Raw genomic sequence first — 22,634 nt, forward strand, 5'->3', positions numbered from 1 at the left:
CCACCCCCCTTGCAAAACTGCCCCTTACATCGACCTGGGCCAGCTAGGCGTGCGCTGCGGCGCGGTCACCCAGCCAGGCGACGACCTCCTCGGCGGGCAACGGCTCGCTGAGGAAGTACCCCTGCACCACGTCGCACCCGGCCTCGGCCAGCGCGGTCCACGTGTCCTGGTCCTCGACGCCCTCCGCCACGGCCTGCAGCCCGAAGTTGCGGGCCAGCGCGACGAGAGCGTGCACGATCGCGCTGTCGCCCGCGTCGGTGCACATGTGCGTGACGAACGAGCGGTCGAGCTTCATCTCGTGCACCCGCATGCTGCGGAGGTAGGAGATCGACGAGTAGCCGGTGCCGAAGTCGTCGATGGACAGCCGCACGCCCAGCTCGGTCAGGCCGCGCAGCACGTCGACCGCGCGGTCGGGGTCGGAGATGATCGCCGACTCGGTGATCTCCAGCGTCAGCAGCCGGGCGGGCAGTCCGTGGCGCTTGATCAGGTCCGCGACGTCGCCGGGGAACTCGGCGTGCAGCAGGCAGGCCGCGCCCACGTTGACCGAGACCGGCACCTCCCAGCCCGCGTCCCGCCACGCCCGGCACTGCCGCAGCGCCGCGTCGATGACGTACCGGGTGAGCGGCTCGATGAGGCCGTTCTCCTCCGCGACCGGGATGAACTCGTCCGGGCGCACCAGGCCGCGCGTCGGGTGCTGCCAGCGGGCCAGGGCCTCGACGCCGCACACCGCACCCGTGTCGGCCAGGGCCTTGGGCTGGTAGTGCAGGAACAGCTCGCCGCGGTCGATCGCGTGCCGCAGCTCGGTGACGGCGGTGAGCTGCGAGGCGCCGCGCTCGTGCAGGCGTGCGTCGTAGACGGCCACACCGGACTTCTCGCGCTTGGCCGCGTACATCGCGATGTCCGCGTGCCGCAACAACTCGTGACCGTCCATTGAGTCCGACGGGCACAACGCCACACCGACGCTGCCCGCTATCTCCAGTTCCAGACCCTCCAAAGTGACCGGCATGGCCAGCGCGCCGAGGATCTTCTCCGCCACCATGCGGGCGTTGTCCGCCGAGCCGACACCGGGCAGCAGCACGGCGAACTCGTCGCCGCCCAGCCGTGCCACCAGGTCCGTGTCGCGCACCGCCCACGACAGGCGGTTGGCCACCTGACGCAGCAGCAGGTCGCCGGAGTGGTGCCCGAGCGAGTCGTTGACCTCCTTGAACCGGTCGAGGTCCACGATCAGCAACGCCAGCTCTTCGTGCTTGCGGTGCGCCCTGGTGACGGCCGTTTCCATCCGGCGCGCGAGCAGCGTCCGGTTCGCCAGACCCGTCAGGGCGTCGTGGTGGGCCTCGTGCTCGTTCTTGGCGGCCTGGCGCAGGATCTTGCGGCGGGCGCCGAGCAGCACCATGCCGAACAGTCCCACCAGGAACGCGTCCAGCACGAACGCGATGATCTGGGCGAGCCGCAGCCGCGAGTTCTTCTCGTCCGCGGCCCGCAGGTACTCGGTGGTGTCGAGGCTCTTGGCCGCGATCGTCGAGGAGATCTGGCGGCGCAACGACGAGTGCGCGAGGCTCGCCTGGTCGGCCTGCAGCTGGTCCCCGCCGGCGACCACCTTGCGCAGGATGTCCGTGGTCTGGTCGTACAGCGGCAGCAGCCGGGTCGCGACCGCGACGTCGTCGGCCTGGCCGCGGGTCCGCAGCCACTCCAGCTCACCGCGGGCGGCGCCGACCGAGTTCTGCAGCGGCTCGATCGTCTGCGTGGTCCTGGCCACCTGAAGGTCGCGCAACGCGTTGTCCGCGATGTTGATGTGCTCCAGCACGCGGCTCCAGCGCTCGCTGGAGTCGTTGAGCTCCCGCACGTGCGCCGTCGTGGTCTGCGCGGACACGCTGCTCCACAGCGCCAGCCCCGCCAGGGCCAGCAGCCCGAGCGTCAGCCCCGCCGTCGCCACCCGTGCGGTGGCGCGGCCCTCCCAAAGCCTCACCGTGCCTGCTCCAACGGTCGCACCCAACTCGCCGGATCGTCGACGAAGCTGTCGATCAGCGGCTGGAAGTAGTCCTTGCGCGCCTTCTCGGACTCCTGCCGGTGCAGGATCTGTTCGAGGTTCGCGGTGGTCACCGTGAGGCTCGGCGTCTCGATCCAGCCCTCGGGTAACGGCGCCCCGCTCCTCGCGTGCCGCGCGAGCAGCCAGCCCGCGACGGCGCCCTTGAGGTAGTGCTCAGGCGAGATCGTCGCCACCATCGCGCCGTCCCGCACCGCCTGCAACGTTCTCGGGTCGACCCCGAAACCGCCCACCAGCCACCTCGCCGACTTCTCGGTCCTTATCGCGGCGAGGTTCACCCCGTCGCAGTCACCGGTCCCAACGAACGCCAGCGCGTCGGGATTCGCGGCCACCAGCCGTCGCCACGCGTCGAGGTTCGCCTCTTCGTCGCGTTGCGTGTCGAACGGCCCCAGCACGAGCACTCCCGGTGACTTCTCGGCAAATCGCCCTCGAATGCCGTCGGCTCGGTCGTCGAAGCCGGCGAGTCCCGGCGCGGTGTTTCCCAGCACCACAGTTCCGGTCGCGTTCGGGGGCAATCGGCGCATCAACTCGTCAGCCAGCTTTTCGCCGAGTTCGTAGTTGTCGTTACCGATGTGCAGTTTCACCCCGGAACTCGCGGTGAGTCGCATGTCCACGCCGACGACGGCGATGTGCTGGGACAGCGCGTCACCGATGGACGGCGCCATCAGCGCGGGCTCGGACGTGGCGACGGCGATTCCGCCTTTCGCGGCGAGCGTCAAATCCGCGAACAACTCGACTTCCTTGTGCCCGTCCTGGCCGGTCGGCCCGGTCACCGTGGCGCTGACGCCGCCGATGCGGCCGACGCCTTCGTGGAACCCGCTGGTCATCTCCTGTGCGAAGGAGCTGCCGGTGCGCTTGACGACGAAACCCACGTGCGGCAGCGCGTCGGACCTCGCGGCGCCACCGCACCCCGATAACACCAACAGACCCAGCACCAGCGCCGCAGCTCGCATGGATGACCTCGGGCTCGCTCGACCTACGGGTGAATGATCTGTCCGGAGCGGCCGATGCTACATCGCTTGGTGCCAAATCGGGATGACGCACCCCGGCAACGGGAAGCGCTTTCACGTTGCGGAAGTGTCAGGAGGGGTCGTAGCCCAGGTTCGGGCGCAGCCACTGCTCGACCTCGGCCGGCGGCTTGCCGCAGCGGCGTGCGTAGTCCTCGACCTGGTCGCGGCCGAGCCGTCCCACGGTGAAGTACTTCGCGTCCGGGTGCTGGAAGATCAGGCCGCTGACGCTGGCCGCCGGGTTCATCGCGAACGACTCGGTCAGGCTCACGCCGATCTCCTCGGCGCTCAGCAGGTCGAACAACTGACGCTTCACGGTGTGGTCAGGGCAGGCCGGGTAGCCCAGCGCGGGCCGGATGCCGCGGAACCGTTCCGCGTGCAGGTCCTCCATCGCCGGGTCGGCGTCCGGTTCGAACCAGTCGCGGCGCGCCCGCAGGTGGATCCACTCGGCGAACGCCTCGGCGAGCCGGTCCGCCAGCGCCTTCACCATGATGGCGCGGTAGTCGTCGTGCCCGGCCTCGTACTTCGCGGCCAGCTCGTCGGCGCCCAGGATCGTCACCGCGAAGCCGCCGAGGTGATCGCCTTCCGGTGCCACGTAGTCGGCGAGGCTGCGGTTCGGGCGCGACACCTGCTTCTGCGTCTGCTGGCGCAGCATCGGGATGAGCACGCCGTTGTCCAGCTGGATGTCGTCACCGGTGGAATGCGCGGGCCAGAAGCCGTACACGCCCTTTGCGGTGAACGAATCATTCGCGATGATTTCGTCGAGCAACGCGTTCGCGTCGTCGAAGAGTTCGCGCGCGACCGGTTGCTCCAGGATCGCCGGGAACTTGCCTTTGAGCTCCCAGGCGAGGAACAGGAACGTCCAGTCGACGAACTCGCGCAGTTCGCTGATCGAGGGCGTGAGCACGCGAGTGCCGGTGAATGCCGGGGTCGGCAGTTCGGCGAAATCGACCTTTTCCGCGTTCGCGCGCGCGGCTTCCAGACTGAGCAACGGCAGTTGCCTGCGGTTCTCGTGCTGGTGCCGCAACTTGGCCTGCTCGGCGCGGTTGGCGAGGTTCAGCTCGTGGCTGCGCCGGTCGTCCAGCAGGTCGGAGACGACGCCGACGACCCGTGACGCGTCGAGCACGTGGATGACCGGCTCGTCGTAGACCGGGGCGATCTTGACGGCGGTGTGCTGGCGGGACGTGGTGGCGCCGCCGATCAGCAGCGGCAGCTTCAGGCCGCGCCGCTGCATCTCCTCGGCGACCGAGACCATCTCGTCCAGCGACGGCGTGATCAGCCCGGACAGGCCGATGACGTCGGCGTGCTCGCGGATCGCGGTGTCGAGGATCTGCGCGGCCGGGACCATCACGCCGAGGTCGATCACCTCGTAGTTGTTGCAGCCCAGCACGACGCCGACGATGTTCTTGCCGATGTCGTGCACGTCGCCCTTGACCGTGGCGAGCACGACCTTGCCGTTGCCGCCCGCCGTCGCCTTGGGCTCGGCGTCCATGAACGGTTCCAGGTAGGCGACCGCGCGCTTCATCACGCGGGCGCTCTTCACCACCTGCGGCAGGAACATCTTGCCCGCGCCGAACAGGTCGCCGACGACCTTCATGCCGTCCATCAGCGGGCCCTCGATCACGTCGAGCGGCCGGGGGAGGGCCTGCCGGGCCTCCTCGGTGTCCTCCTCGATGAAGTCGACGACGCCGTGCAGGATCGCGTGCTCCAGGCGCTTGGCGACCGGGGCCTCGCGCCACGACAGGTCGACGACGCGCTTCTGACCGGGACCCTTGACCGTCTCGGCGTGCGCGACGAGCCGGTCGGTGGCGTCCTCGCGGCGGTCGAAGAGGACGTCCTCGACCAGTTCCAGCAGCTCGGGCTGGATGTCCTGGTAGACGACGAGCTGGCCGGCGTTGACGATGCCCATGTCCAGTCCGGCCTTGACGGCGTGGAACAGGAACGCGCTGTGCATGGCCTCGCGGACGACGTCGTTGCCGCGGAAGGAGAACGACAGGTTCGAGATGCCGCCGCTGGTGCGCGCGCCCGGACATCGCTGCTTGATCAGCGGCAACGCGTCGATGAACGCCTTCGCGTAGCCGTTGTGCTCCTCGATGCCGGTCGCGACGGCGAGCACGTTCGGGTCGAAGATGATGTCCTCGGCCGGGAAGCCGACCCGCTGCGTGAGCAGGTCGTAGGCGCGGGCGCAGATCTCCACCTTGCGCTCGGTCGTGTCGGCCTGGCCCTGCTCGTCGAACGCCATCACGACGACACCGGCGCCGTAGTCGCGGATCGTGCGGGCCTGGGCGAGGAACGGCTCCTCACCCTCCTTGAGGCTGATCGAGTTGACGACGCCCTTGCCCTGCACGCACTTCAGGCCCGCCTCCAGTACGCCCCACCGGGAGCTGTCGATCATCACCGGGATGCGGGCGATCTCCGGCTCGGTCGCGATCAGGTTCAGGAACGTCGTCATGGCCTGCTCGCCGTCGAGCAGGTCGGCGTCCATGTTGACGTCGAGCAGGTTCGCGCCGCCGCGCACCTGGTCCAGCGCGACCGCGAGCGCGGCCTGGTGGTCGTCGGCCTCGATCAGGCGGCGGAACTTCGCCGAGCCCGTGACGTTGGTGCGCTCACCGATCATCACGAACCCGGTGTCGGGGCCGATCTCGAACGTCTCCAGGCCGCTGAACCTGGTGGTGTTGCGGGGCTGGACGACCTCGCGCGGGGCTGTCGTCCTGACCGCCTCGGCGATGGCGCCGATGTGCGCGGGCGTCGTGCCGCAGCAGCCGCCGACGACGTTGACGATGCCGTGGCCCGCGAAGTCCCGCAGCAGCGCGGCCGTCTCGTCCGGGGTCTGGTCGTAGCCGCCGAACGCGTTGGGCAGCCCGGCGTTGGGGTGGCACGCGACGTAGGTGTCCGCGAGCCGGGCGAGCTCGGTGACGTGCGGGCGCATCTCCTCGGCGCCCAACGAGCAGTTCACGCCCACGACCAGCGGTTTCGCGTGCTCGACCGAGTTCCAGAACGCCTCGACGGTCTGGCCGGAGAGCGTGCGGCCGGACAGGTCGACGATCGTGACCGAGATCCACAGCGGCAGGTCGGGCGCGACCTCGCGGGCGGCGGTGATGGCGGCCTTGGCGTTGAGCGTGTCGAAGATCGTCTCGATGAGCAGCAGGTCGACGCCGCCCTCGCGCAGCGCGGCGATCTGCTCGGCGTAGGAGGCCTTGACCTGCTCGAACGTGACGGCGCGGAACGCCGGGTCCTCGACCTTGGGCGACAGCGACAGGGTGACGTTGAGCGGTCCGACACTGCCGGCCACGAACCTGCCGCCGAACTCCTCGGCTGCCTGGCGGGCGAGGCGGGCGCCGACGACGTTCATCTCGCGGACGCGGTCCTGCAGCCCGTAGTCGGCCTGGCCGATGGACGTGGCGGTGAACGTGTTGGTGGTCGTGATGTCCGCGCCCGCCGCGAGGTACTGCCGGTGCACGTCGAGCACCAGGTCCGGGCGCGTGAGGTTGAGCAGGTCGGGGTCGCCGACGACGTCCGTGTGGTGGTCTGCGAACTCGGCGCCGTGGTAGTCCGACGGCGAGAGCTCGGCCTGCTGGAACATCGTGCCCCAGGCGCCGTCGAGCACGGCGATCCGCTGGTTCAGCAGGGACTTCAGACCATCCACGCGCGCTCCCGAAACGTCGTCGGAAGCGCCCTTGTGCCGTGGTGGTGCAAGACCGAGCGTGGCGGGCGGTTCAGGGCCCGTTGCAGCGCTTCTCGGACTCGCGGTCAAGGTTACCTCGCCCGTCCACGCCGCAGGAAGCCGTCCCACTTCCTAGGATGGACCTCGTGACTGAGAAGCGCGCGTTGGTCCTCGGCGGCGGTGGAGTGACCGGAATCGCTTGGGAGACGGGGATTCTGCACGGGCTCGCACGCGCGGGCGTCGACCTGGCGGAGGCGGACCTGTTCGTGGGGACGTCCGCGGGATCGGTGGTCGCCGCGCAGCTGGCGGGCGGTGCCTCCCTGGCTGACCTGTACGAGGGTCAGCTGTTACCGCCCGACGGGGAGATCCCGGCCCGGCTCACCCCGTGGATGCTCGTGCGGTACCTGCTTTCCTACGCGATGCCGGGTACCGCGGCCGGGAAACGGGCGAGGCTGGGACGGGCCGCGCTCAAGGCCCGCACGCCGTCCGAGGAGTCCAGGCTGGACGTCTTCGCGCATCGTCTGTCCATTCAGGACTGGCCGGAACGGCCGCTGAAGGTGACGGCGGTCGACACGGCGGACGGGAGGTTCGTGGCGTTCGACCGGGACAGCGGGGTGCCGCTGGTGCGGGCCGTGGCGTCGAGCTGCGCGGTGCCGCTGGTGTGGCCGCCGGTGACGATCAACGGCCACCGGTACATGGACGGCGGGATGCGGTCGGCGGCCAACGTGGACCTCGCGGCCGGGTGCTCACGGGTCGTGGTCGTGGCGCCGTTGACCCGCTCGGTGAGCGAGGCGGCGACTCCGCGGGCGCAGGCCGCCCGGCTGGGGGTGCCGTCGATCGTGGTGAGCCCCGACCAGGCCGCGCTGGCCGCGATCGGCCGCAACGTGCTGGACCCGGCCCGTCGCCGGCCCGCCGCGGAGGCCGGCCTGGCGCAGGCCGAGTCGGTCGCCGAGGCCGTGCGCGAGGTCTGGGCGTGACCCGCTGTCCGTTCGGGCAACATGCGGACGCTGTAACCGTTTTCGCTGGTCGTAAAAGGTTCGTACCTCTTGTTCGTGCCGTTTGACGTGCTTACGGTCGCTCACCACTCGCATTGGCAGGTTTGTTAACCAATTGCTGGAGGCGGTCGTGGGCGGCAGAACAGCAGCGGCGTTGGGGGCGGGCGGGCTCGTGCTCGGCCTCCTCGTGGCAGGGGTGACCAGTGCATCGGCGGCGGATCCACTGGTCTCCCAGGGCAAGGCGGTGACGGCGTCCTCCGTCGAGGGCTCCGGGTTCGAGGCGGGCAAGGCGGTCGACGGCAGCACGTCGACCCGCTGGGCCTCGGCGGAGGGGCACGACCCGGAGTGGCTGCGGGTCGATCTCGGCTCGACGTACACGATCAGCCGCGTCCGGCTGAACTGGGAGGCCGCGTACGCCAAGTCGTACCGCGTGCAGACCTCCCCGGACGGTTCGGCGTGGACCGACGTCTACTCGACCGGCACCGGTGACGGCGGGATCGACGACCTGACCTTGTCCGGCTCGGGCCGTTACGTGCGGGTCTACGGCACCGCCCGCGGCACGGCGTACGGCTACTCGCTGTGGGAGCTGGAGGTCTACGGCGTCAGCGGCGGTACGACCACCCCGCCCACCACGACCACCACCGCTCCGCCTCCGTCCGGGCTCGGCTACCCGTTCGGCAGCAGGCAGCAGCCCTACGCGGCGGGCGTCCTGCGCCCGTCCGGCAGCACGTCCACTCTGGACGCCGCCGTGGTGGACCACTACCAGCGCTGGAAGGCCGCGTTCGTGCGGCACAACTGCGACAGCGCCTGGTCCCAGGTCCTCGCCGCGGACGCCGACCACACCTACGTCGCCGAGGCGCAGGGCTACGGCATGGTCGTCGTCGCCACGATGGCCGGCGCCGACCCGGACGCCAAGAAGATCTTCGACGGTTTCGTGAAGTGGAAGATCGACCACCCGTCGTCCATCGACCCGGACCTGATGGCCGCCGAGCAGGGCGACGACTGCCGCAGCACGAGCGGCGGCGACGCGGCGACCGACGGCGACATGGACGTGGCCTACGGCCTGCTGCTCGCCGACAGGCAGTGGGGCAGCTCCGGCACCTACAACTACAAGCAGCTCGCGATCAAGCACATCAACGCGATCAAGCGCAGCGAGATCAACCCCTCCACCCAGCTGCTGCGCCCCGGTGACTGGGCGACCTCCGGCGACCCGCGCTACTACGTGACCCGCTCGTCGGACTGGATGGCCGACCACTTCCGCGCGTTCCGCAAGGCCACCGGCGACTCGGCCTGGGACACGATCCGCACCGCCCACCAGAACCTCGTCAAGACCATGCAGCAGAACTACGCCCCCGGCACCGGCCTGCTCCCGGACTTCGTGGAGCAGACGAACGCCACCCCGCGCCCGCCCGCCGGCAAGGTGCTGGAGGACGTGAACGACGGCAAGTACTGGTGGAACGCCTGCCGCACACCGTGGCGAATCGGCGCCGACGCCGTCACCAGCGGCGACGCGACCTCCCTGGCCGCCGCCCGCAAGGTCAACGCGTGGGCGAAGGCGAAGTTCGGCGGCAACCCGGACGACATCCGGGTGGGCTACCAGCTCAACGGCACGCAGATCTCCAGCGACGTCTCCGAGGCCTACACCGCGCCGTTCGCGGTGGCCGCGACGACCGACTCCGGCAGCCAGGCGTGGCTGGACGCGTTGTGGACCAAGATGGTGCAGACGCCGTTCGGCGGCAAGGACTACTTCGCGTCGAGCATCCAGCTGCAGGTGATGATCACGGTGAGCGGCAACCACTGGGTGCCGTGACCCGGGTCACTTCGCCCTGCCCCGGGGTTGACCTTGACCCTGGGGCAGGGTTCGAGCATTTCCGGCATGAACAACGACTTCGTCGCACAGACCGCCACCCGCTTCCAGATCCCCGGCGCCGCCGTGGGCGTCTTCCACGACGGCCGGGAGCACTTCTTCTCCCACGGCGTGACCAGTGCCGAGAACCCGTTGCCCGTCAACGAGGACACGCTGTTCCTGCTCGGTTCGGTCACCAAGACCTACACCGCCACCGCGATCATGCGGCTGGTCGCGGACGGGCGCGTGGAGCTCGACGCGCCGGTCCGGCGGTACGTGCCGGAGCTGCGGCTGGCCGACGGGCGCGAGTTCAGCGTGCGGCAGCTGCTCAACCACACGTCCGGGCTCGACTGGGGCACGCTCGTCGACACCGGCGAGGGTGACGACGCCCTGCGCCGGCACGTGGCGGAGCTGGCCACGCTCAAGCTCGTCGGTGAGGTGGGGGAGCGGCCGTCGTACAGCCAGTCCGGGTACAACCTGGCCGGACGGATCATCGAGAACGTCACCGAGCAGACCTACGAGCAGGCCGTCACGTCGTTGCTGCTGGAGCCGCTCGGCCTGGGCAACACGCACTTCGACCGGGACGCGGTGATGACGCGGCGGTTCGCGGTCGGGCACGAGAACGGTGCGGTCGCGCGGCCGTGGCGGCACTGGCGGGCCAACAACCCCGGTGGCGGCATCGCGGCTTCCATCCGCGACCTGCTGGCGTGGGCGCGGTTCCACCTGAGCGACAACGGGTTGGAGGAGATGCGCCGCCCGACCGCGGTGTTGCGCGGCAGCAACCTCGGGGACGCCGTCGGGGTCGGCTGGTTCCTGCGCGAGATCGACGGCGTGCAGGCCATCGGGCACGGTGGGTCGTCCAACGGGCAGTTCGCCGAGCTGCTGATCGTGCCCGAACGCGGCTTCGCGGTGGTGTCGGTCGCGAACCAGGGGCCGGACGGGATTGTGTTCAACCAGGCCGTGGTCCGGGAGGCGCTCCGCAGCCACCTCGGGGTGCTGGACCGGGACCCGGAGCCGTTGCCGTACGACTCGGCCGCGGCGCGGGAGGTCGCGGGCGGGTACGGCAACGACGCGATGGTCATGACGATCGAGGACACCGGCGACGGGCTGGTGCTGGAGGTGCTCATCCGGCCGGAGATCCGGGCGGACGCCGAGGCCGAGCTGCCGGCCGACCACGCGCCGTTCCCGATGGGGTTGCTGCCGAAGGACGAGTACGTGATCACCGCGGGCGCCCTCTCCGGGCAGCGCGGGTTCTTCACGCGGGACGGGAGCGGTGCGGTCGTCGGGGTCGATCTCGCCGGGCGGACGTTCGGCCGAGTGCGATGATGGCGCGATGATCACGATCGGTCAGCTCGCCCGGTACGCGGGGGTGACGATCAAGGCGGTGCGGCACTACCACAAGGTGGGGCTGCTGCCGGAGCCGGAGCGCGACCACTCGGGGTATCGGCGGTACCGCGCGCAGGACGCCGTCGACCTGGTGAAGATCCGCACGCTCGCCGAGGCCGGGGTGCCGCTCGCCCGCGTGAAGGAACTGCTCGACGCCGGCGAGGAGGAGTTCGCCGCGTCGATCACCGAGATCGACGCGGCGCTGCGCCGGCGCGAAGAGGAGATCCGGCAGGCGCGCCAACGGGTCGGGCGGCTGCGGGCGGGCAACGCGTTGTTCGTGACGCCGGCGGCCGCCGCGATGTTGGCCAGGCTCGAGGAGATCGGGGTCAGCGAGCGGGGTGTCCGGATGGAACGCGAGGTCTGGGTGCTCCTGCAGGCCGTGGCACCGGACGAGGCCGCGGTGTGGCTCGCGGACAAGGCGCAAGCGCTCGAAGACCCCGAGTTCCAGCGGATCTACCGCGAGTACGACGAGGCGTTCGGGTGGTCGCCGGACGACCCGCGGCTGCCCGCGCTGGCGGGGCGGGCAGCCGCGTGGACGGCGGCGCGGCCGGAGATGCCGATGGCCGATCCGGAGATCACCGCGCTGGCGATCCAGGCGGCAGGGGCGTCGTCACCGGCGTGGAACCGGATGGCGTCGCTCAGCCGGCACGCGTCCGAGGTCGATGAAGGGTTCCTTCATCGACGTGAGGTGGATGAAGGAGCCCTTCATCGAGCACCGGAGGGGCCGGAGTCGGGCGCGCTGGCGTAGTCGGGCAGATCGATGCCGTTGAGCGCGCGGTCGACCAGCGCCATGAGTGCCTCCATGTCGGGCTCCGGGCCCGGTTCGGCCTCCGGCTGCGGGACCGCGCGGCTCTGCGCGTGCAGCCGCCCGATCTCCTGGTTGGCCTCGACGAACGGACGCATCCGCGCCTCGTAGGCGGCGAACGCCACCTCGGGCTCCCACCCGGCGGCGGCGAGCTCGCCGGCCAGCAGGTAGGCACCGACCAGGGCGAGCCCGGTGCCCTGCCCGGACATCGGCGAGGAGCTGAACGCCGCGTCGCCGATCAGTCCCACCCGTCCGTGCGACCAGCGGTCCATCACCACCTGGGCGACCTGGTCGAGGTAGAAGTCCGGGGTGTCGTCCAGGTGCTTGAGGATGCGCTCGGTCCACCAGCCGAGGCCGTCCACCTGCTCGCGCAGCAGGCGCTTCTGGCCTTCGACGTCGCGGTGGTCGACGTCGAAGCCGGCCGCGGGGAAGGCGAACATGGCCATCGCCTGCGTGGCGTCCCCGACGGGCCGCAGGCCGGCGGAGCGCGCGGTCGCCTTGTCCTGGTACTCGATCATCCAGCGGTCCAGGCCGAACTCGTTGGGCACGCTGTAGAACGCGAGCACGAGCCCGAGGTGGCGGATGAACCGCTCGCGCGGGCCGAAGACCATCCCGCGCAACGCCGAGTGCAGCCCGTCCGCGCCGATCACCAGGTCGAAGCGCCGCTGCCCGCCGCTCGCGAAGGTCACGTCGACCCCGCCGGTGTCCTGGGCGATCTCGGCGATCCGGTCGCCGAAGACGTACTCGACACCGTCACGGGTGTCGTCGTAGAGCACCCGGGAGAGGTCCCCGCGCAGGATCTCGATGTCCGCGATAAACCCGTCGCCGCCGTCGTCCTCGGCGCTGAAGGTCTCCACCACGTTCCCGTCGACGTCCACGGTGTGCGCGCCGGCGGTCTGGGTGCAGGCCGCGCGCACCGCCGCGTCCAGCCCCATCCGCCGGATGACCTCCTTGGTCACGCCCCGCGCGTCCACCGCCTGGCCGCCGGGACGCAGCTCCGGCGCCCGCTCGACCACGGTCACCTCGGCCCCTCGCCGGTGCAACCAGTGGGCCAGTGCCGGCCCCGCGATGCTCGCCCCTGCCACCAGAACTCTGATACCGCTCACCGCGGCCCCCAATTCCCCAGTCGGGTAGATGGGCGGGAGTGTACGGCGTCCGACCCGGAGTGATGTCCTTTCTCGACGAATGCGGCGCCGGTCAGTCCACAAAGGACTTCAGTGCGGAGCACGAAGATCCTTGAGCTGACTTGAGCACGGCTTGAGCGTGCCCGTCCTAGGATCGATCCATGGGGATTCGAAGCTTGTTCTGCGTGATCTCGGCGGTCCTGCTGGCGTTGACGGGGGCCGGATCGGCGCAGGCCGGAGAGCGGCAGTTGCTGTACTACAACCACGCCTGGGGAACGCTCGACCGCGCCACGGCAGACGCGATCGAGCACTCCGCGTACCTCAGGGAGTTCGCGGACTTCGAGGTCCGCACGACGACCGGTGCCGGCGGCCAGGTGTGGACCGGTCGTTACCTGCGCGGTCAGGAGACGTACCTGGAGATCTTCGGCGTCGGCGACGTCGGTGGTCAGGACGGTGAGCTGGGATCGGCCGGCCTCGGGTTGTCGACCGAGCACGACGGCGACATCGACGCGGTCAAGTCCCGGCTGACCGCGGCCGGCCACCCGCCGACGGAGTTCCTGCAGACCCGCGACTTCGGTGACCACCAGCCGGTGCCGTGGTTCGACGCGTTGTTCGTCACCGACCAGTACGACCGGTTCGGCGCGTGGGCGATGGAGTACCGCGACGAGTACTTCGCCGACCCGCGCAGCAAGACCGGACCCGCGCGGTTCCCCGGTGACGTCAGCCGCGACCGCTACCTGCCGGATGCCTACCAGGACAAGCTGATGCGCAACATCAGCCTGATCCGGATCGCGGTGACCGCACGGGATCTCGCTTCCACCACGCCGTTGCTGCGGGCCGGCGGCTTCGCGCTGCGGACCGATCCGGGTGGCGTCACGGCGTTGAAGGGCGGGACGACCTTGCGCTTCGACGAGGTGGCGATGGGTCGGACCGGGCTCAAGCGGGTCGAGTTCGAGCTGAACCACCCGGTGGCGCGGCACGTCGAGCAGCTCGGTGGTTCGACGCTGGTCGTGGGGCCGGGCAAGCGCGCGGTCTGGACGTTCTGACACAGTTGGATCATGTCGCTGGTCGGGCGGGAGCGGGAGCGGGAACGGCTGGCGGCCCTGGCGGCGTCCGGCGGGTCGCTGCTGATCGCGGGTGAGCCGGGCGTCGGCAAGTCCGCGCTGCTCAGCACGCTGTCCGGGCACCTGGTCGTCGGCGTCGAGGCCGAGCGGGACCTGCCCTACGCCGGACTGCACCAGGTCCTGCACCCGTTTCTCGACCTGTCCGCGTTGCCCGGTGTGCGGCGCGCTGCCCTGGAGGTCGTCTTCGGCCTGTCCGACGGCGCCGCGCCGCCCGTCCACCTGGTCGGCCTGGCCGCGCTCGACCTGCTGAGCGCGGCCAGGTCCGTGGTCCTGGTGGACGACGCGCACTGGCTGGACCGGGAGAGCCAGGACGTGCTCGGGTTCGTGGCCCGCCGGTTGTCCGATGGCGTTTTGGTCGTGGCCTCAAGGACTCCGCTGTTCGCGGGCGTGCCCACGCTTTCTCTGGAACCGTTGGCACCGAACGAGTCTTCTGCGCTGCTGGCCGCGGTCGCGCCCGGCCTGGACGCCGAACGCCGCGAGCGGGTGCTCGCCCAGGCCGCGGGGAATCCGCTGGCGCTCACCGAGCTGCCGTTCGGCGGCAGCTCGCTGGAGGAGGCGTTCGCCGCGCGGACAGCGGCGTTGCCCGCCGAGGTGCGCAGGTCGTTGCTGCTCGCCGCTCTCGGCGGTGCGGCCGTGCCGCACGAGGGGCTGGTCGATCAGAACGGCGAGTTCCGGCACCCGTTGCTCAGGTCGGCGGTCGTGCGGGCGGCCACCGCTGCCGAACGGCGGGAAGCCCACCGGCAGCTGGCCGCGACGGACGAACCGGACCGGCGGGCGTGGCACCTGGCGAACGCGGTGTCCGGCACCGACGAGACCGTGGCGGGCCTGCTGGAACAGACCGCGGACCGGGCGCTTCGGCGTGGTGGTGCGGCGGCCGCGGTCCGCGCGTTGGAGAAGGCCGCGCGGCTCGGCGACGGTGCCGCACGGGCACGGCGGCTGATGCGGGCCGCCGAACTGTCGGCGGAGGCGGGGCGGCGGGAGGACGTCGAGCGGATTCTGCTCCAGGTGCGGGGACTCGACCTGTCGCCGCGGGAACGGGCGCTGGCGACGTGGTTGCCCACGGCGTTCGACGACGGAGTGGGGGAGGGCGCCGCCGGGCCCGGTGAACTGGCCGGGCTGGCCGAGGAGGTGGCCCGGACCGACGTCGAGCTAGGCCTGCGGATCTTCTGGAGCGTTGCGATGCGGTGCTTCTGGGTCGAGCCGGGTGCGGCGGTGCGGGAACGGATCTCCGCGGTGGCGGGGCGGCTGCCGATCGAGGCGAGTGATCCCCGCATGGTCGCGATGGCGGCCTACGTGCAGCCGGCCGAGGAAACCGACTCGGTGATCGCGGCGTTCCGCGCCGGAACACCTGACGACCCGGCTGACTGCCGTCTGCTCGGCAGTGCCGCCCTGCAGGTCGGGGCCTTCGCGGAGTCGGTCCGGTTCTCCGTTGCCGCACAACGGGGTCTGCGTGCCCAAGGTCAGTTCGGCCTGCTCGCCCGAGCGCTCGCGGTCGAGGCCTGGAGCCGGACCCGCCTGGGCGACATCGCCGCCGCCGAACCCGCCGCGGCCGAGGCCGCGGCCCTCGCCGAGGAGACCCGGCAGCCGTACATGCGCGGTCTGGCCGCCGCCGTGCAGGCCGAAATCGCCGCGCTGCGCGGAAACTACGACCAGGCCGCGGGCAAGGCCGCCGAAGCCGAACGGATCGGGCTGGCCGCGGGGGCACGCCCGGTGCTCGCCACCGTCCAGCTCGCCAGAAGCCTGGCCGCGCTGGGCGAAGGCCGCTACGCCGACGCGTTCGCCGCCCTCCGCCGCGTCCACGACCCGGCAGACCCCGCGTACCAGCTCGCGCTCAGGAGGTACGTGCTGCCGGAACTGGTCGAGGCCGCCGTCCGCAGCGGCCACCACGACGAGGCCGCCAGGATCGTCGAGGAGCTCGGCACGGCGACGAGCTCGCCCGCCCTCGCGGCCGGACTGCGGTACGCCAGGGCCCTGCTGGCGCGTGACGACGAGGCCGAGGCCCGCTTCACCTCGGCGCTGGAGGCCGAGAACTCGCCCTGGGACCGCGCGAGGGTCCAGCTGGCGTTCGGTGCCTGGCTCAGAAGGCAGCGCCGGGCGACCCACGCCCGCCCGCACCTGAAAGCGGCGGCGGAGGCGTTCGAGGCGTTCGGCACCGAGGCGTGGGCGGAACGGGCCCGCGAGGAGCTGCGGGCGTCCGGCGAGTCGCGCAACGGCAACGGTGAGCTGACCGAGCACGAGCTGACCATCGCGCGGATGGCCGCGGACGGGCTGACGAACAAGGAGATCGGTGAACGGCTGCACCTGTCGCATCGGACGGTGAGCACGCATCTGCACCGGATATTCCCCAAACTCGGCGTGACGGCACGGACCGAACTGAAGCAGGCGTTGATGACGTACGCCGACACCGTCACCTGACGCTCGCGAGCCTCGCACGCCGATGCCCACGATCGGACACATGATCAGCAGGAGGCAGTTCTCGCAGGCACTGACCGTGGCAGCAGTGACGACACCCCTGGTCACCGCGACCGCGCGGGCCACCCCGTCGTGGGGGCCGGTCAAGCAGGTCAGGGCCGGGTTGCTGGACGTCGGGTACGCCGAGCTGGGCCCCGCCGACGGGCCGGTCACGATCCTCCTGCACGGCTGGCCGTACGACATCCACAGCTACGCCGACGTCGCGCCCGCCCTCGCGGCGAAAGGCCACCGGGTGCTCATCCCGTACCTGCGCGGCTACGGCTCCACGCGGTTCCTGCACGCGCACACGATGCGCAACGGGCAGCAGTCCGCGCTCGGGGCGGACGTGATCGCGTTCATGGACGCGCTGAAGATCCGCAAGGCGACGCTCGGCGGGTTCGACTGGGGCGCGCGGACGGCGTGCGTCACGGCGGCGCTGTGGCCGGAGCGGGTCACCGCACTGGTCTCGGTCAGCGGCTACCTGATCGTCAACCTCGTCACCAACCAGGAACCGCTGAGCCCGCAGGCCGAGCTGGGCTGGTGGTACCAGTACTACTTCGCGACCGAACGCGGCGTGAAGGGCTACACGCAGAACACCTACGAGTTCAACAAGCTCATCTGGAAGCTCGCCTCGCCGCGGTGGAACTTCGACGAGGCCACGTACGGACGGAGCGCCACCGCGTGGAAGAACCCCGACCACGTCGCGATCGTCATCCACAACTACCGCTGGCGCCTGCAGCTCGCGCAGGGCGAGCACCGGTACGACGCGCTTGAGCACCAGCTCGCCCAGCGGCCCGTGATCAGCGTGCCGACGATCACGATCGCCAGCGACTTCGACGGGCCGAACGCCGGCGGCGCCGCCTACCGCGACCGGTTCACCGGGCCCTACGAGCACCGGATCCTCGACGGCATCGGGCACAACGTGCCGCAGGAGGCGCCGGAGGCGTTCGCCCGCGCGGTGCTGGACGTGTGAACCTCACTTTCGACCGGCGTGGTCCAGCACGAGGTCCTCCACCTGCCTGCGCGCGTCGGAGCGGGCCCTGTCGGCGCACATCATCAACCGCGCGGCGAGCACGTCGGGGTCGAGGCCGCGCACCGCCTGGCTGAGCGCGATCGCCGTGGTCACGCCGTTCGAGTCGACGTTCACCGTGACGCCGTCACGGGTCGCCTCACCGGTGACCGCCGCCAGCGACCGGACGAGGTCGAGGTAACGGCCGTGCTCTTGTTCGGCCGCGGCGGCCTGGCGCTCCCGCCACCACGCGAGCCGGCGGCGCAGCAACGCTTTCGCGGTCGCCGGGTCGGACACCGGAACCGTCCACGAGCCGGACGAGGTGTGCAGGACCAGCGCACTCGCCTCGGTGGTCACGTGCTCGATCCGGCTGAAGGACATCCCGACGTCGACCCGAGCGCCGCGCGGGGTCGTCCAGTCGACGCGGTCAGTGCCGATCTCCACCCGTGCCCCGGGACCGGTCAGCACCAACGGGAACGCGGTCGACCCGAGTTCGAGCGCGGGGGCCGTGAGGAGGCGGCGGCAGGCCATCCGGGCGAGCACGCCGGCCGACCCGGCGCCGAGCACTCCGGCCGCGCACAACGCTTTCACGGCCAGCGCCGCGTGCGGGCTGAGCCGCAGCGCGATGCCGGTGCTCGGCAGCACGCCGAGCACCAGCTGCGCGCCGGTCATCAGCACGGTGGCGGGCAGCCACGAGTACGGGTCGCTCAACCCGTTGCGGCGCAACCAGGCCAGCAGCGCCCACGCGCAGGATGCCGCCGCCACCGCCGGAATCGCCGCCCACCAGACCGTGGTCAGCCCGGCGAGCACGACGCAGACGAGGCTGATCGCCGCGGGCAGCACGCCCGCGGCGATCAGCAGCAACGTCCTGGTGCGCTGCCATCGGGCGGACAGCGCGTGTACGACCTGAGGATCGTCGGTCAGCGGAACGGCATGGGGAAGTAACATCCGCGCGCCCCTCGTCAGCTCTCCGCCGTCACGAGTTGTGACGTGCGGGCCGACCAGGCTTCCCGGCGCACCTAAGCGCAAATATGACGTAAAACTCCCTGGTCACGCAACAGATCTGCGCGATTTCTCACGTCGGCCGAGGAGCAGGTCGACCACCAGGAACGCCACGAGGCTGATGCCGAGCAACGGCACGAACCAGCCCACCACCAGCACACCGGCGCCGAGAGCGGCGAGAGCGACCGGCGGGGCCTTGCGCCACTGCCCGCGCGGGGTCGGGCGGCCGAACCCGCGGGTCGGCCTGCGCTTCCACCACATCCGGTAGCCGAGCACGACCAGCGTCACCAGGCCGCCGCCGAGCAGCAGCAACACCAGTTGGTTGGGCCACCCGAACAGCACGCCCATGTGCGCGTCGATGCCCCACCTGGTGAGCTTCGCGGCGAGCGGGTAGTCGGCGAACCTCACCGAGCTGACCACGGCACCGTCCTGGACCGCCACCGCGTCGACCTGCGTGGGCCAGCCGCGGCCGATCTCGGTGACCTTCCAGGCACCACCGGAGGGCGAGGGCAGGCTGATCTCGATCTTGTCGGCGTCGATGCCCGCCGCACGAGCCGTGCCGAGCACGGCGTCGATCTCGTCGTGGCCGGCGCCGGAGGAGGAGTGCGAGCTGTGTTCGGCGTGATCACCGCTGTTGCCGGGGATCTTCAACGACGGCGTGGTCCAGCCGAGCGACTCGCGCAGCGTGGCGACGTTCTCACCGGCGTAGGCGGACCACGTGAGGCCCGTGGCGGACAAGAACAACGCGCCGGCCAACACCCACACGCCGATCAGACCGTGCGTGCGGATGCGCTTGCTGTTGCGCGCCCTCGTGATCCACAGCACGAGGCCGCCCAACGCGACGACCCACAGCCACGACGCGGCGAGTTCGCTGTAGAGGCGGCCCGGCTCGCCGAGCATCAGGTTGCGGTGCAGCTGATCCAGCGCCGTCCGCAACGGCAGCACGCCGCTCGTGCCGTAGACGACGAGGTCACCGGTGACGCGTCCGGTTCCGGGATCGACGAAGACCGCCCGGCGCTCGGACTCGCCGAGGCCCTTCTCGGCGAACAGAACTCGAGTCGTGTCACCGGGTTGTGGCGCGGGCCGGACGGCGACCAGGGTCCCGCCGGGGGAGGTCGCGAGCGCGGCGTCGATCTGCTGGGCGAGCGGAAGCTGCTGGGACGAAACAGGAACGCGGAGCTGGTCGGAGTAGGCCCACGACTCCAGCTGCGGGGTGAGGGCGTACAGGACGCCGGTCAGCGCGGCGATCAGGACGAACGGGCCGACGAGCACGCCGGCGTAGAAGTGCAGGCGCAGGAAGAGTCCCCGCCACGCGAACGACGTGCGTGACGGAGCGGCTGTGGTGGACATGGTACGGCTCCCGGTGGGCGTGAACAGGTGCAGGACCGCCGGAAGACGGCCCTGTGAAGGGGTTTCAGACCTGTTCAGCCGGAGGACCGCGCCACGACAGCACGTCCAGGAAGACGACCACCGCGGGCAGCGGCCGCGGCGTGACCGCGACCAGGGGTGCCGTGGCGGGCAGGGGAGCGGACCTGCGTGGCAGCACGGACGCGACGGCGCGGGCCAGGGCGAGCACCGTGCGTTCGGCGGCCGCCAGCACGACGACGGTCAGCACGGTGGCGGCGACGTGCGCGGCGACCATGCGGGACGGTTCGGCGTGGGGCACGTGCCGGGACGCGGCCAGCGACATCATGAAGTGCATCGCGAGCTGCCCGCCGCCGATCAGCGCGAGCATCCTGGCCGGTGTCAGCTCGCGGCGTGCGAACCCCGTGCAGGCCCACGTCAGCAACGCGACGAGGGAGAGCACCAGTCCGGTGTCAGGCAACTCGCCGTCCGCGGTCGTGTGCGCGAGAACGGCAAGCGCTCCGGTGATCACACCAACAGCCGCACAGCGCACATGGCGCAGCGGAGCTGGTGGCAGGGGCACGCCCGGAGCGTAACTTCCGGATGTTACGAACAACAGCCACGGAAGTATCGGTCGAATGGTTCACACTGCGTCGGTGATCTCGTACTCCACCGACATCAGCGACCTCGCCGAGGACGACCTCACGGGCTTCTTCGTAGGGTGGCCCACACCACCTTCCGCCGCGCAACACCTCGCCGTCCTGCGCGGCAGCCACCGCGTGGTGATCGCCCGTTCCGGCGGCCAGGTCGCCGGGTTCGTCAACCTGATCAGCGACGGCGTGCTGACCGGGTTCGTCCCGTGGCTGGAGGTGCTGCCGAGGTTCCAGGGCCGGGGCATCGGGACCGAGCTGATGCGCCGGATCCTGGCCGAGGCGGGGCACCTCTACTCGGTCGACCTCACCTGTGACGACGCGTTGCGGCCGTACTACGAACGTCTTGGCATGACCGCGTTGACCGGCATGGGCGTGCGCAACCGCGCCGCCATCAGATCCCTTCCAGATCCAGGGTCTGCTGATGAGGCCCGCCGGTGAACGAGCTGGTGAGCAGTCCCGCGCTGCGGCACCGTCCGCACGTGACCGGTGACGTCGTCGCCTTGAACCGGGTGAAGTCCCAGCTGCCCGTGCCGACGTGACAGCCGGGGCCGGGCACCTCCAGCCCGAGCCAGCCCTGCAGCCGCACGGCGTGCACGACGTCGGATCCTTCGAGGTAGCCGTTGAGCCGCCCCGCGAACCGGTTCCGCGCCTCTTCCGCGGGCGCGCTGAGAGCCTCCTGCAACGCCGAAATGCCGTTCATGGACCCGATTCAACCTCACCCGCGCGCTGGGAGGCGGGCACCACGCCGCTCCAGGACCGTGAGGCAGCGCGCACACCACCGCACGTTGTCCCGCTCGAACGACAAGCCGCGCAACAAAGTCAGGTACGGGCCGACGCGTTCGGCCGTGGTCAGGAACTCCTCCTCGGTCCGTCCGTCGAGGAGCTTGGCCCTGAGGCGTTCGTACCGCGCGATCTTCGCCTCGGCCCACTGCTTGCGTTCCTTCAGCGAGGCCTTGACCTTCGTCACGTCACCGGCGTCCACGGCCATCACCGCGACCAGCAGCTCGTCCCGGATCGCGGTGGGCTTGTGCGGCTCGCCGGTGAACTCCGCCAGCGCCTCCAGACCTTCGGCCGTGAGCGAGAACAGCCGTTTGTTCGGTCGCCGTTCCTGCTCGACCGTGCGGGCCGCGATCAGGCCGTCGGACTCCATCCGGTCGAGCTCGCGGTAGAGCTGCTGCGGCGTGCACATCCAGAAGTTCGCCACCGACGCGTCGAACGCCTTGGCCAGGTCGTAGCCGGACGCCTCCCCGTCGAGCAGGGCGGCCATCACGGCGTTGCGCAGCGACATACTTGCAGGTTACGGTCTGGAGACCTAGTCAACAAGTTGAGTATGTGAGGGTCTGGTCGTGGACGCATTCCGCAAGGCGGTCGAAGCACGGGACACCGACGCGATGGCGGCCTGCCTCGCCGAGAACGTGGTGTTCACCAGCCCCGTCGCGTTCGCCCCGTACCCCGGCAAGCCCATCACCGCCGCGATCCTGCGCGGCGTGCTGCGGGTGTTCGAGAACTTCCGCTACGAGCGCGAGATCCACGACGGCCGCAACCACGCGCTCGTCTTCCGCGCCGAGGTGGGCGGCAAGGAGATCCAGGGCTGCGACTTCCTGCACCTCGACGAGGACGGCCTGATCGACGAGTTCACCGTGATGGTGCGGCCGCTGTCCGCCGCACAGGCGTTGTCGGAGGCCATGGCCGCGCAGTTCGAACAGATCAAGGCCGAGGTCACGTCCGGCTGAAGTGCCAGATGACCAGCGCCGGCGCACCCGCGCCGGCACCCGAGTGCGCGCCCGCGCGAGCATCTCGGGTGAGCTGTCCACCCCGATGACCCGATGGCCGCGCGCGGCCAGGAACTCGGCCCAGCGACCGGTCCCGCACGCCGCGTCCACGGCGACACCCGCGGGCAGTTCCCCCACGATCTCCTCGACCACGGGCTCGTCGAGGTCGAACGCCGAGTTGGGCCGGTCGTACGTCGCCGACCACAACCGGTAGCCCGCGATCGCCTCCAGCCGGCCGACCTCCACTGTCGCGTCCGCCAGCGTCTCGTCGGCGAGGACTTCGCGGATCTCCGCGATCCGGGCTTCCACGAAGTTGCGGTCGTGTTCTCCGGTGAAGGCTCGCAACAGGGCGATGCCCTCCAGGCCGAGCAGGTACGCCCTCGGGTCCTCGTAGATCACCTGACCGAA

18 protein-coding genes and 1 pseudogene are annotated in these 22,634 nt (G+C 70.7%); 9 read left to right on the forward strand and 10 right to left on the reverse strand.

Features of this window, described 5'->3' with window-relative positions; genetic code table 11:
* Positions 1-43 precede the first annotated feature (43 nt).
* From ABZV40_RS42435 to metH, 3 genes are all read right to left on the reverse strand, one after another.
* Positions 44-1,966 carry a bifunctional diguanylate cyclase/phosphodiesterase gene (locus ABZV40_RS42435; RefSeq protein ID WP_355455257.1) on the reverse strand — a complete coding sequence of 641 codons (1,923 nt, stop codon included), beginning with the start codon at positions 1,964-1,966 and terminating at the stop codon, positions 44-46.
* Entirely contained in the window at positions 1,963-2,997 is a 1,035-nt protein-coding gene (locus tag ABZV40_RS42440; protein ID WP_355455258.1) for a sugar ABC transporter substrate-binding protein, read from the reverse strand. The genes ABZV40_RS42435 and ABZV40_RS42440 overlap by 4 nt, the downstream gene beginning before the upstream one ends.
* Positions 2,998-3,124: 127 nt before the next feature.
* A complete protein-coding gene (gene metH / locus ABZV40_RS42445) occupies positions 3,125-6,688 on the reverse strand; it encodes a methionine synthase (protein WP_355455294.1) in 3,564 nt (1,187 codons plus the stop codon).
* A gap of 173 nt (positions 6,689-6,861) precedes the next feature.
* On the opposite strand from metH, the gene ABZV40_RS42450 reads away from it, so the two are divergent.
* The 4 genes from ABZV40_RS42450 (at position 6,862) to ABZV40_RS42465 (ending at position 11,690) form a co-directional block, all read left to right on the forward strand.
* The gene (locus ABZV40_RS42450; RefSeq protein WP_355455260.1) at positions 6,862-7,692 is read left to right on the forward strand and encodes a patatin-like phospholipase family protein; all 831 of its coding nucleotides are present in this window, start codon (positions 6,862-6,864) and stop codon (positions 7,690-7,692) included.
* Positions 7,693-7,840: 148 nt separating this feature from the next.
* Positions 7,841-9,520 (forward strand): glycosyl hydrolase family 8, encoded by a 1,680-nt coding sequence (locus ABZV40_RS42455; protein WP_355455262.1) that lies wholly within the window; start codon positions 7,841-7,843, stop codon positions 9,518-9,520.
* Between the two features lie 66 nt (positions 9,521-9,586).
* Positions 9,587-10,882, forward strand: coding sequence for a serine hydrolase domain-containing protein (locus tag ABZV40_RS42460; RefSeq protein ID WP_355455263.1), 1,296 nt, complete (start codon positions 9,587-9,589; stop codon positions 10,880-10,882).
* 7 nt (positions 10,883-10,889) lie between these two features.
* Positions 10,890-11,690 (forward strand): MerR family transcriptional regulator, encoded by an 801-nt coding sequence (locus ABZV40_RS42465; protein ID WP_355455265.1) that lies wholly within the window; start codon positions 10,890-10,892, stop codon positions 11,688-11,690.
* Here the strand turns inward: ABZV40_RS42465 and ABZV40_RS42470 are convergent.
* A complete protein-coding gene (locus ABZV40_RS42470) occupies positions 11,648-12,832 on the reverse strand; it encodes an FAD-dependent monooxygenase (protein WP_355455267.1) in 1,185 nt (394 codons plus the stop codon). The genes ABZV40_RS42465 and ABZV40_RS42470 overlap by 43 nt on opposite strands.
* Positions 12,833-13,032: 200 nt before the next feature.
* On the opposite strand from ABZV40_RS42470, the gene ABZV40_RS42475 reads away from it, so the two are divergent.
* Genes ABZV40_RS42475 through ABZV40_RS42485 form a run of 3 tightly spaced genes read left to right on the forward strand, consistent with a single transcriptional unit; the run spans position 13,033 to position 17,419 of the window.
* Entirely contained in the window at positions 13,033-13,917 is an 885-nt protein-coding gene (locus tag ABZV40_RS42475; RefSeq protein WP_355455269.1) for a DUF5829 family protein, read from the forward strand.
* Positions 13,918-13,929: 12 nt separating this feature from the next.
* Positions 13,930-16,410, forward strand: a complete 2,481-nt coding sequence (locus ABZV40_RS42480; protein ID WP_355455271.1) for a LuxR C-terminal-related transcriptional regulator — start codon at positions 13,930-13,932, stop codon at positions 16,408-16,410.
* Positions 16,411-16,450: 40 nt separating this feature from the next.
* Positions 16,451-17,419, forward strand: coding sequence for an alpha/beta hydrolase (locus tag ABZV40_RS42485; RefSeq protein WP_355455272.1), 969 nt, complete (start codon positions 16,451-16,453; stop codon positions 17,417-17,419).
* A 3-nt stretch (positions 17,420-17,422) separates the two neighbouring features.
* On the opposite strand, the gene ABZV40_RS42490 is transcribed toward ABZV40_RS42485, so the two are convergent.
* The 3 genes from ABZV40_RS42490 to ABZV40_RS42500 all read right to left on the reverse strand — a co-directional run bounded on the left by ABZV40_RS42490 (position 17,423) and on the right by ABZV40_RS42500 (position 20,384).
* Positions 17,423-18,403: a hypothetical protein gene (locus tag ABZV40_RS42490; protein WP_355455274.1), complete on the reverse strand. Its 981-nt coding sequence runs from the start codon at positions 18,401-18,403 to the stop codon at positions 17,423-17,425.
* Positions 18,404-18,505: 102 nt separating this feature from the next.
* Complete coding sequence (locus ABZV40_RS42495; RefSeq protein ID WP_355455276.1) at positions 18,506-19,807, reverse strand: PepSY domain-containing protein; 1,302 nt, start codon at positions 19,805-19,807, stop codon at positions 18,506-18,508.
* A gap of 64 nt (positions 19,808-19,871) precedes the next feature.
* Entirely contained in the window at positions 19,872-20,384 is a 513-nt protein-coding gene (locus ABZV40_RS42500) for a hypothetical protein (protein ID WP_355455278.1), read from the reverse strand.
* Positions 20,385-20,457: 73 nt separating this feature from the next.
* Here ABZV40_RS42500 and ABZV40_RS42505 point away from each other — a divergent pair, with 73 nt between their 5' ends.
* Entirely contained in the window at positions 20,458-20,892 is a 435-nt protein-coding gene (locus tag ABZV40_RS42505; protein WP_355455280.1) for a GNAT family N-acetyltransferase, read from the forward strand.
* On the opposite strand, the gene ABZV40_RS42510 is transcribed toward ABZV40_RS42505, so the two are convergent.
* Together ABZV40_RS42510 and ABZV40_RS42515 are read right to left on the reverse strand one after the other, a co-directional pair.
* A complete protein-coding gene (locus ABZV40_RS42510; RefSeq protein WP_166046114.1) occupies positions 20,846-21,154 on the reverse strand; it encodes a hypothetical protein in 309 nt (102 codons plus the stop codon). The two genes, ABZV40_RS42505 and ABZV40_RS42510, sit on opposite strands and share 47 nt — an antisense overlap.
* Before the next feature lie 15 nt (positions 21,155-21,169).
* On the reverse strand, positions 21,170-21,742 hold the full coding sequence (locus ABZV40_RS42515; RefSeq protein ID WP_355455282.1) for a PadR family transcriptional regulator: 573 nt from the start codon (positions 21,740-21,742) through the stop codon (positions 21,170-21,172).
* A 58-nt stretch (positions 21,743-21,800) separates the two neighbouring features.
* On the opposite strand from ABZV40_RS42515, the gene ABZV40_RS42520 reads away from it, so the two are divergent.
* Positions 21,801-22,187: a nuclear transport factor 2 family protein gene (locus ABZV40_RS42520; protein WP_355455284.1), complete on the forward strand. Its 387-nt coding sequence runs from the start codon at positions 21,801-21,803 to the stop codon at positions 22,185-22,187.
* 45 nt (positions 22,188-22,232) lie between these two features.
* Here ABZV40_RS42520 and ABZV40_RS42525 read toward each other — a convergent pair.
* A pseudogene (locus ABZV40_RS42525) lies at positions 22,233-22,625 on the reverse strand (class I SAM-dependent methyltransferase); the annotation flags it as partial.
* Positions 22,626-22,634 lie beyond the last annotated feature (9 nt).

It is taken from the genome of Lentzea sp. NPDC004782, assembly GCF_040609115.1.
Classification (GTDB): domain Bacteria; phylum Actinomycetota; class Actinomycetes; order Mycobacteriales; family Pseudonocardiaceae; genus Lentzea.

Coding starts and splice junctions, on each gene's coding strand:
- ABZV40_RS42480 (WP_355455271.1), top strand. CDS start 13,930: ATGTCGCTGGTCGGGCGGGAGCGGGAGCGGGAACGGCTGGCGGCCCTG.
- ABZV40_RS42475 (WP_355455269.1), top strand. CDS start 13,033: ATGGGGATTCGAAGCTTGTTCTGCGTGATCTCGGCGGTCCTGCTGGCG.
- ABZV40_RS42440 (WP_355455258.1), bottom strand. CDS start 2,997: ATGCGAGCTGCGGCGCTGGTGCTGGGTCTGTTGGTGTTATCGGGGTGC.
- ABZV40_RS42515 (WP_355455282.1), bottom strand. CDS start 21,742: ATGTCGCTGCGCAACGCCGTGATGGCCGCCCTGCTCGACGGGGAGGCG.
- ABZV40_RS42465 (WP_355455265.1), top strand. CDS start 10,890: ATGATCACGATCGGTCAGCTCGCCCGGTACGCGGGGGTGACGATCAAG.
- ABZV40_RS42485 (WP_355455272.1), top strand. CDS start 16,451: ATGATCAGCAGGAGGCAGTTCTCGCAGGCACTGACCGTGGCAGCAGTG.
- ABZV40_RS42490 (WP_355455274.1), bottom strand. CDS start 18,403: ATGTTACTTCCCCATGCCGTTCCGCTGACCGACGATCCTCAGGTCGTA.
- ABZV40_RS42460 (WP_355455263.1), top strand. CDS start 9,587: ATGAACAACGACTTCGTCGCACAGACCGCCACCCGCTTCCAGATCCCC.
- ABZV40_RS42495 (WP_355455276.1), bottom strand. CDS start 19,807: ATGTCCACCACAGCCGCTCCGTCACGCACGTCGTTCGCGTGGCGGGGA.
- ABZV40_RS42510 (WP_166046114.1), bottom strand. CDS start 21,154: ATGAACGGCATTTCGGCGTTGCAGGAGGCTCTCAGCGCGCCCGCGGAA.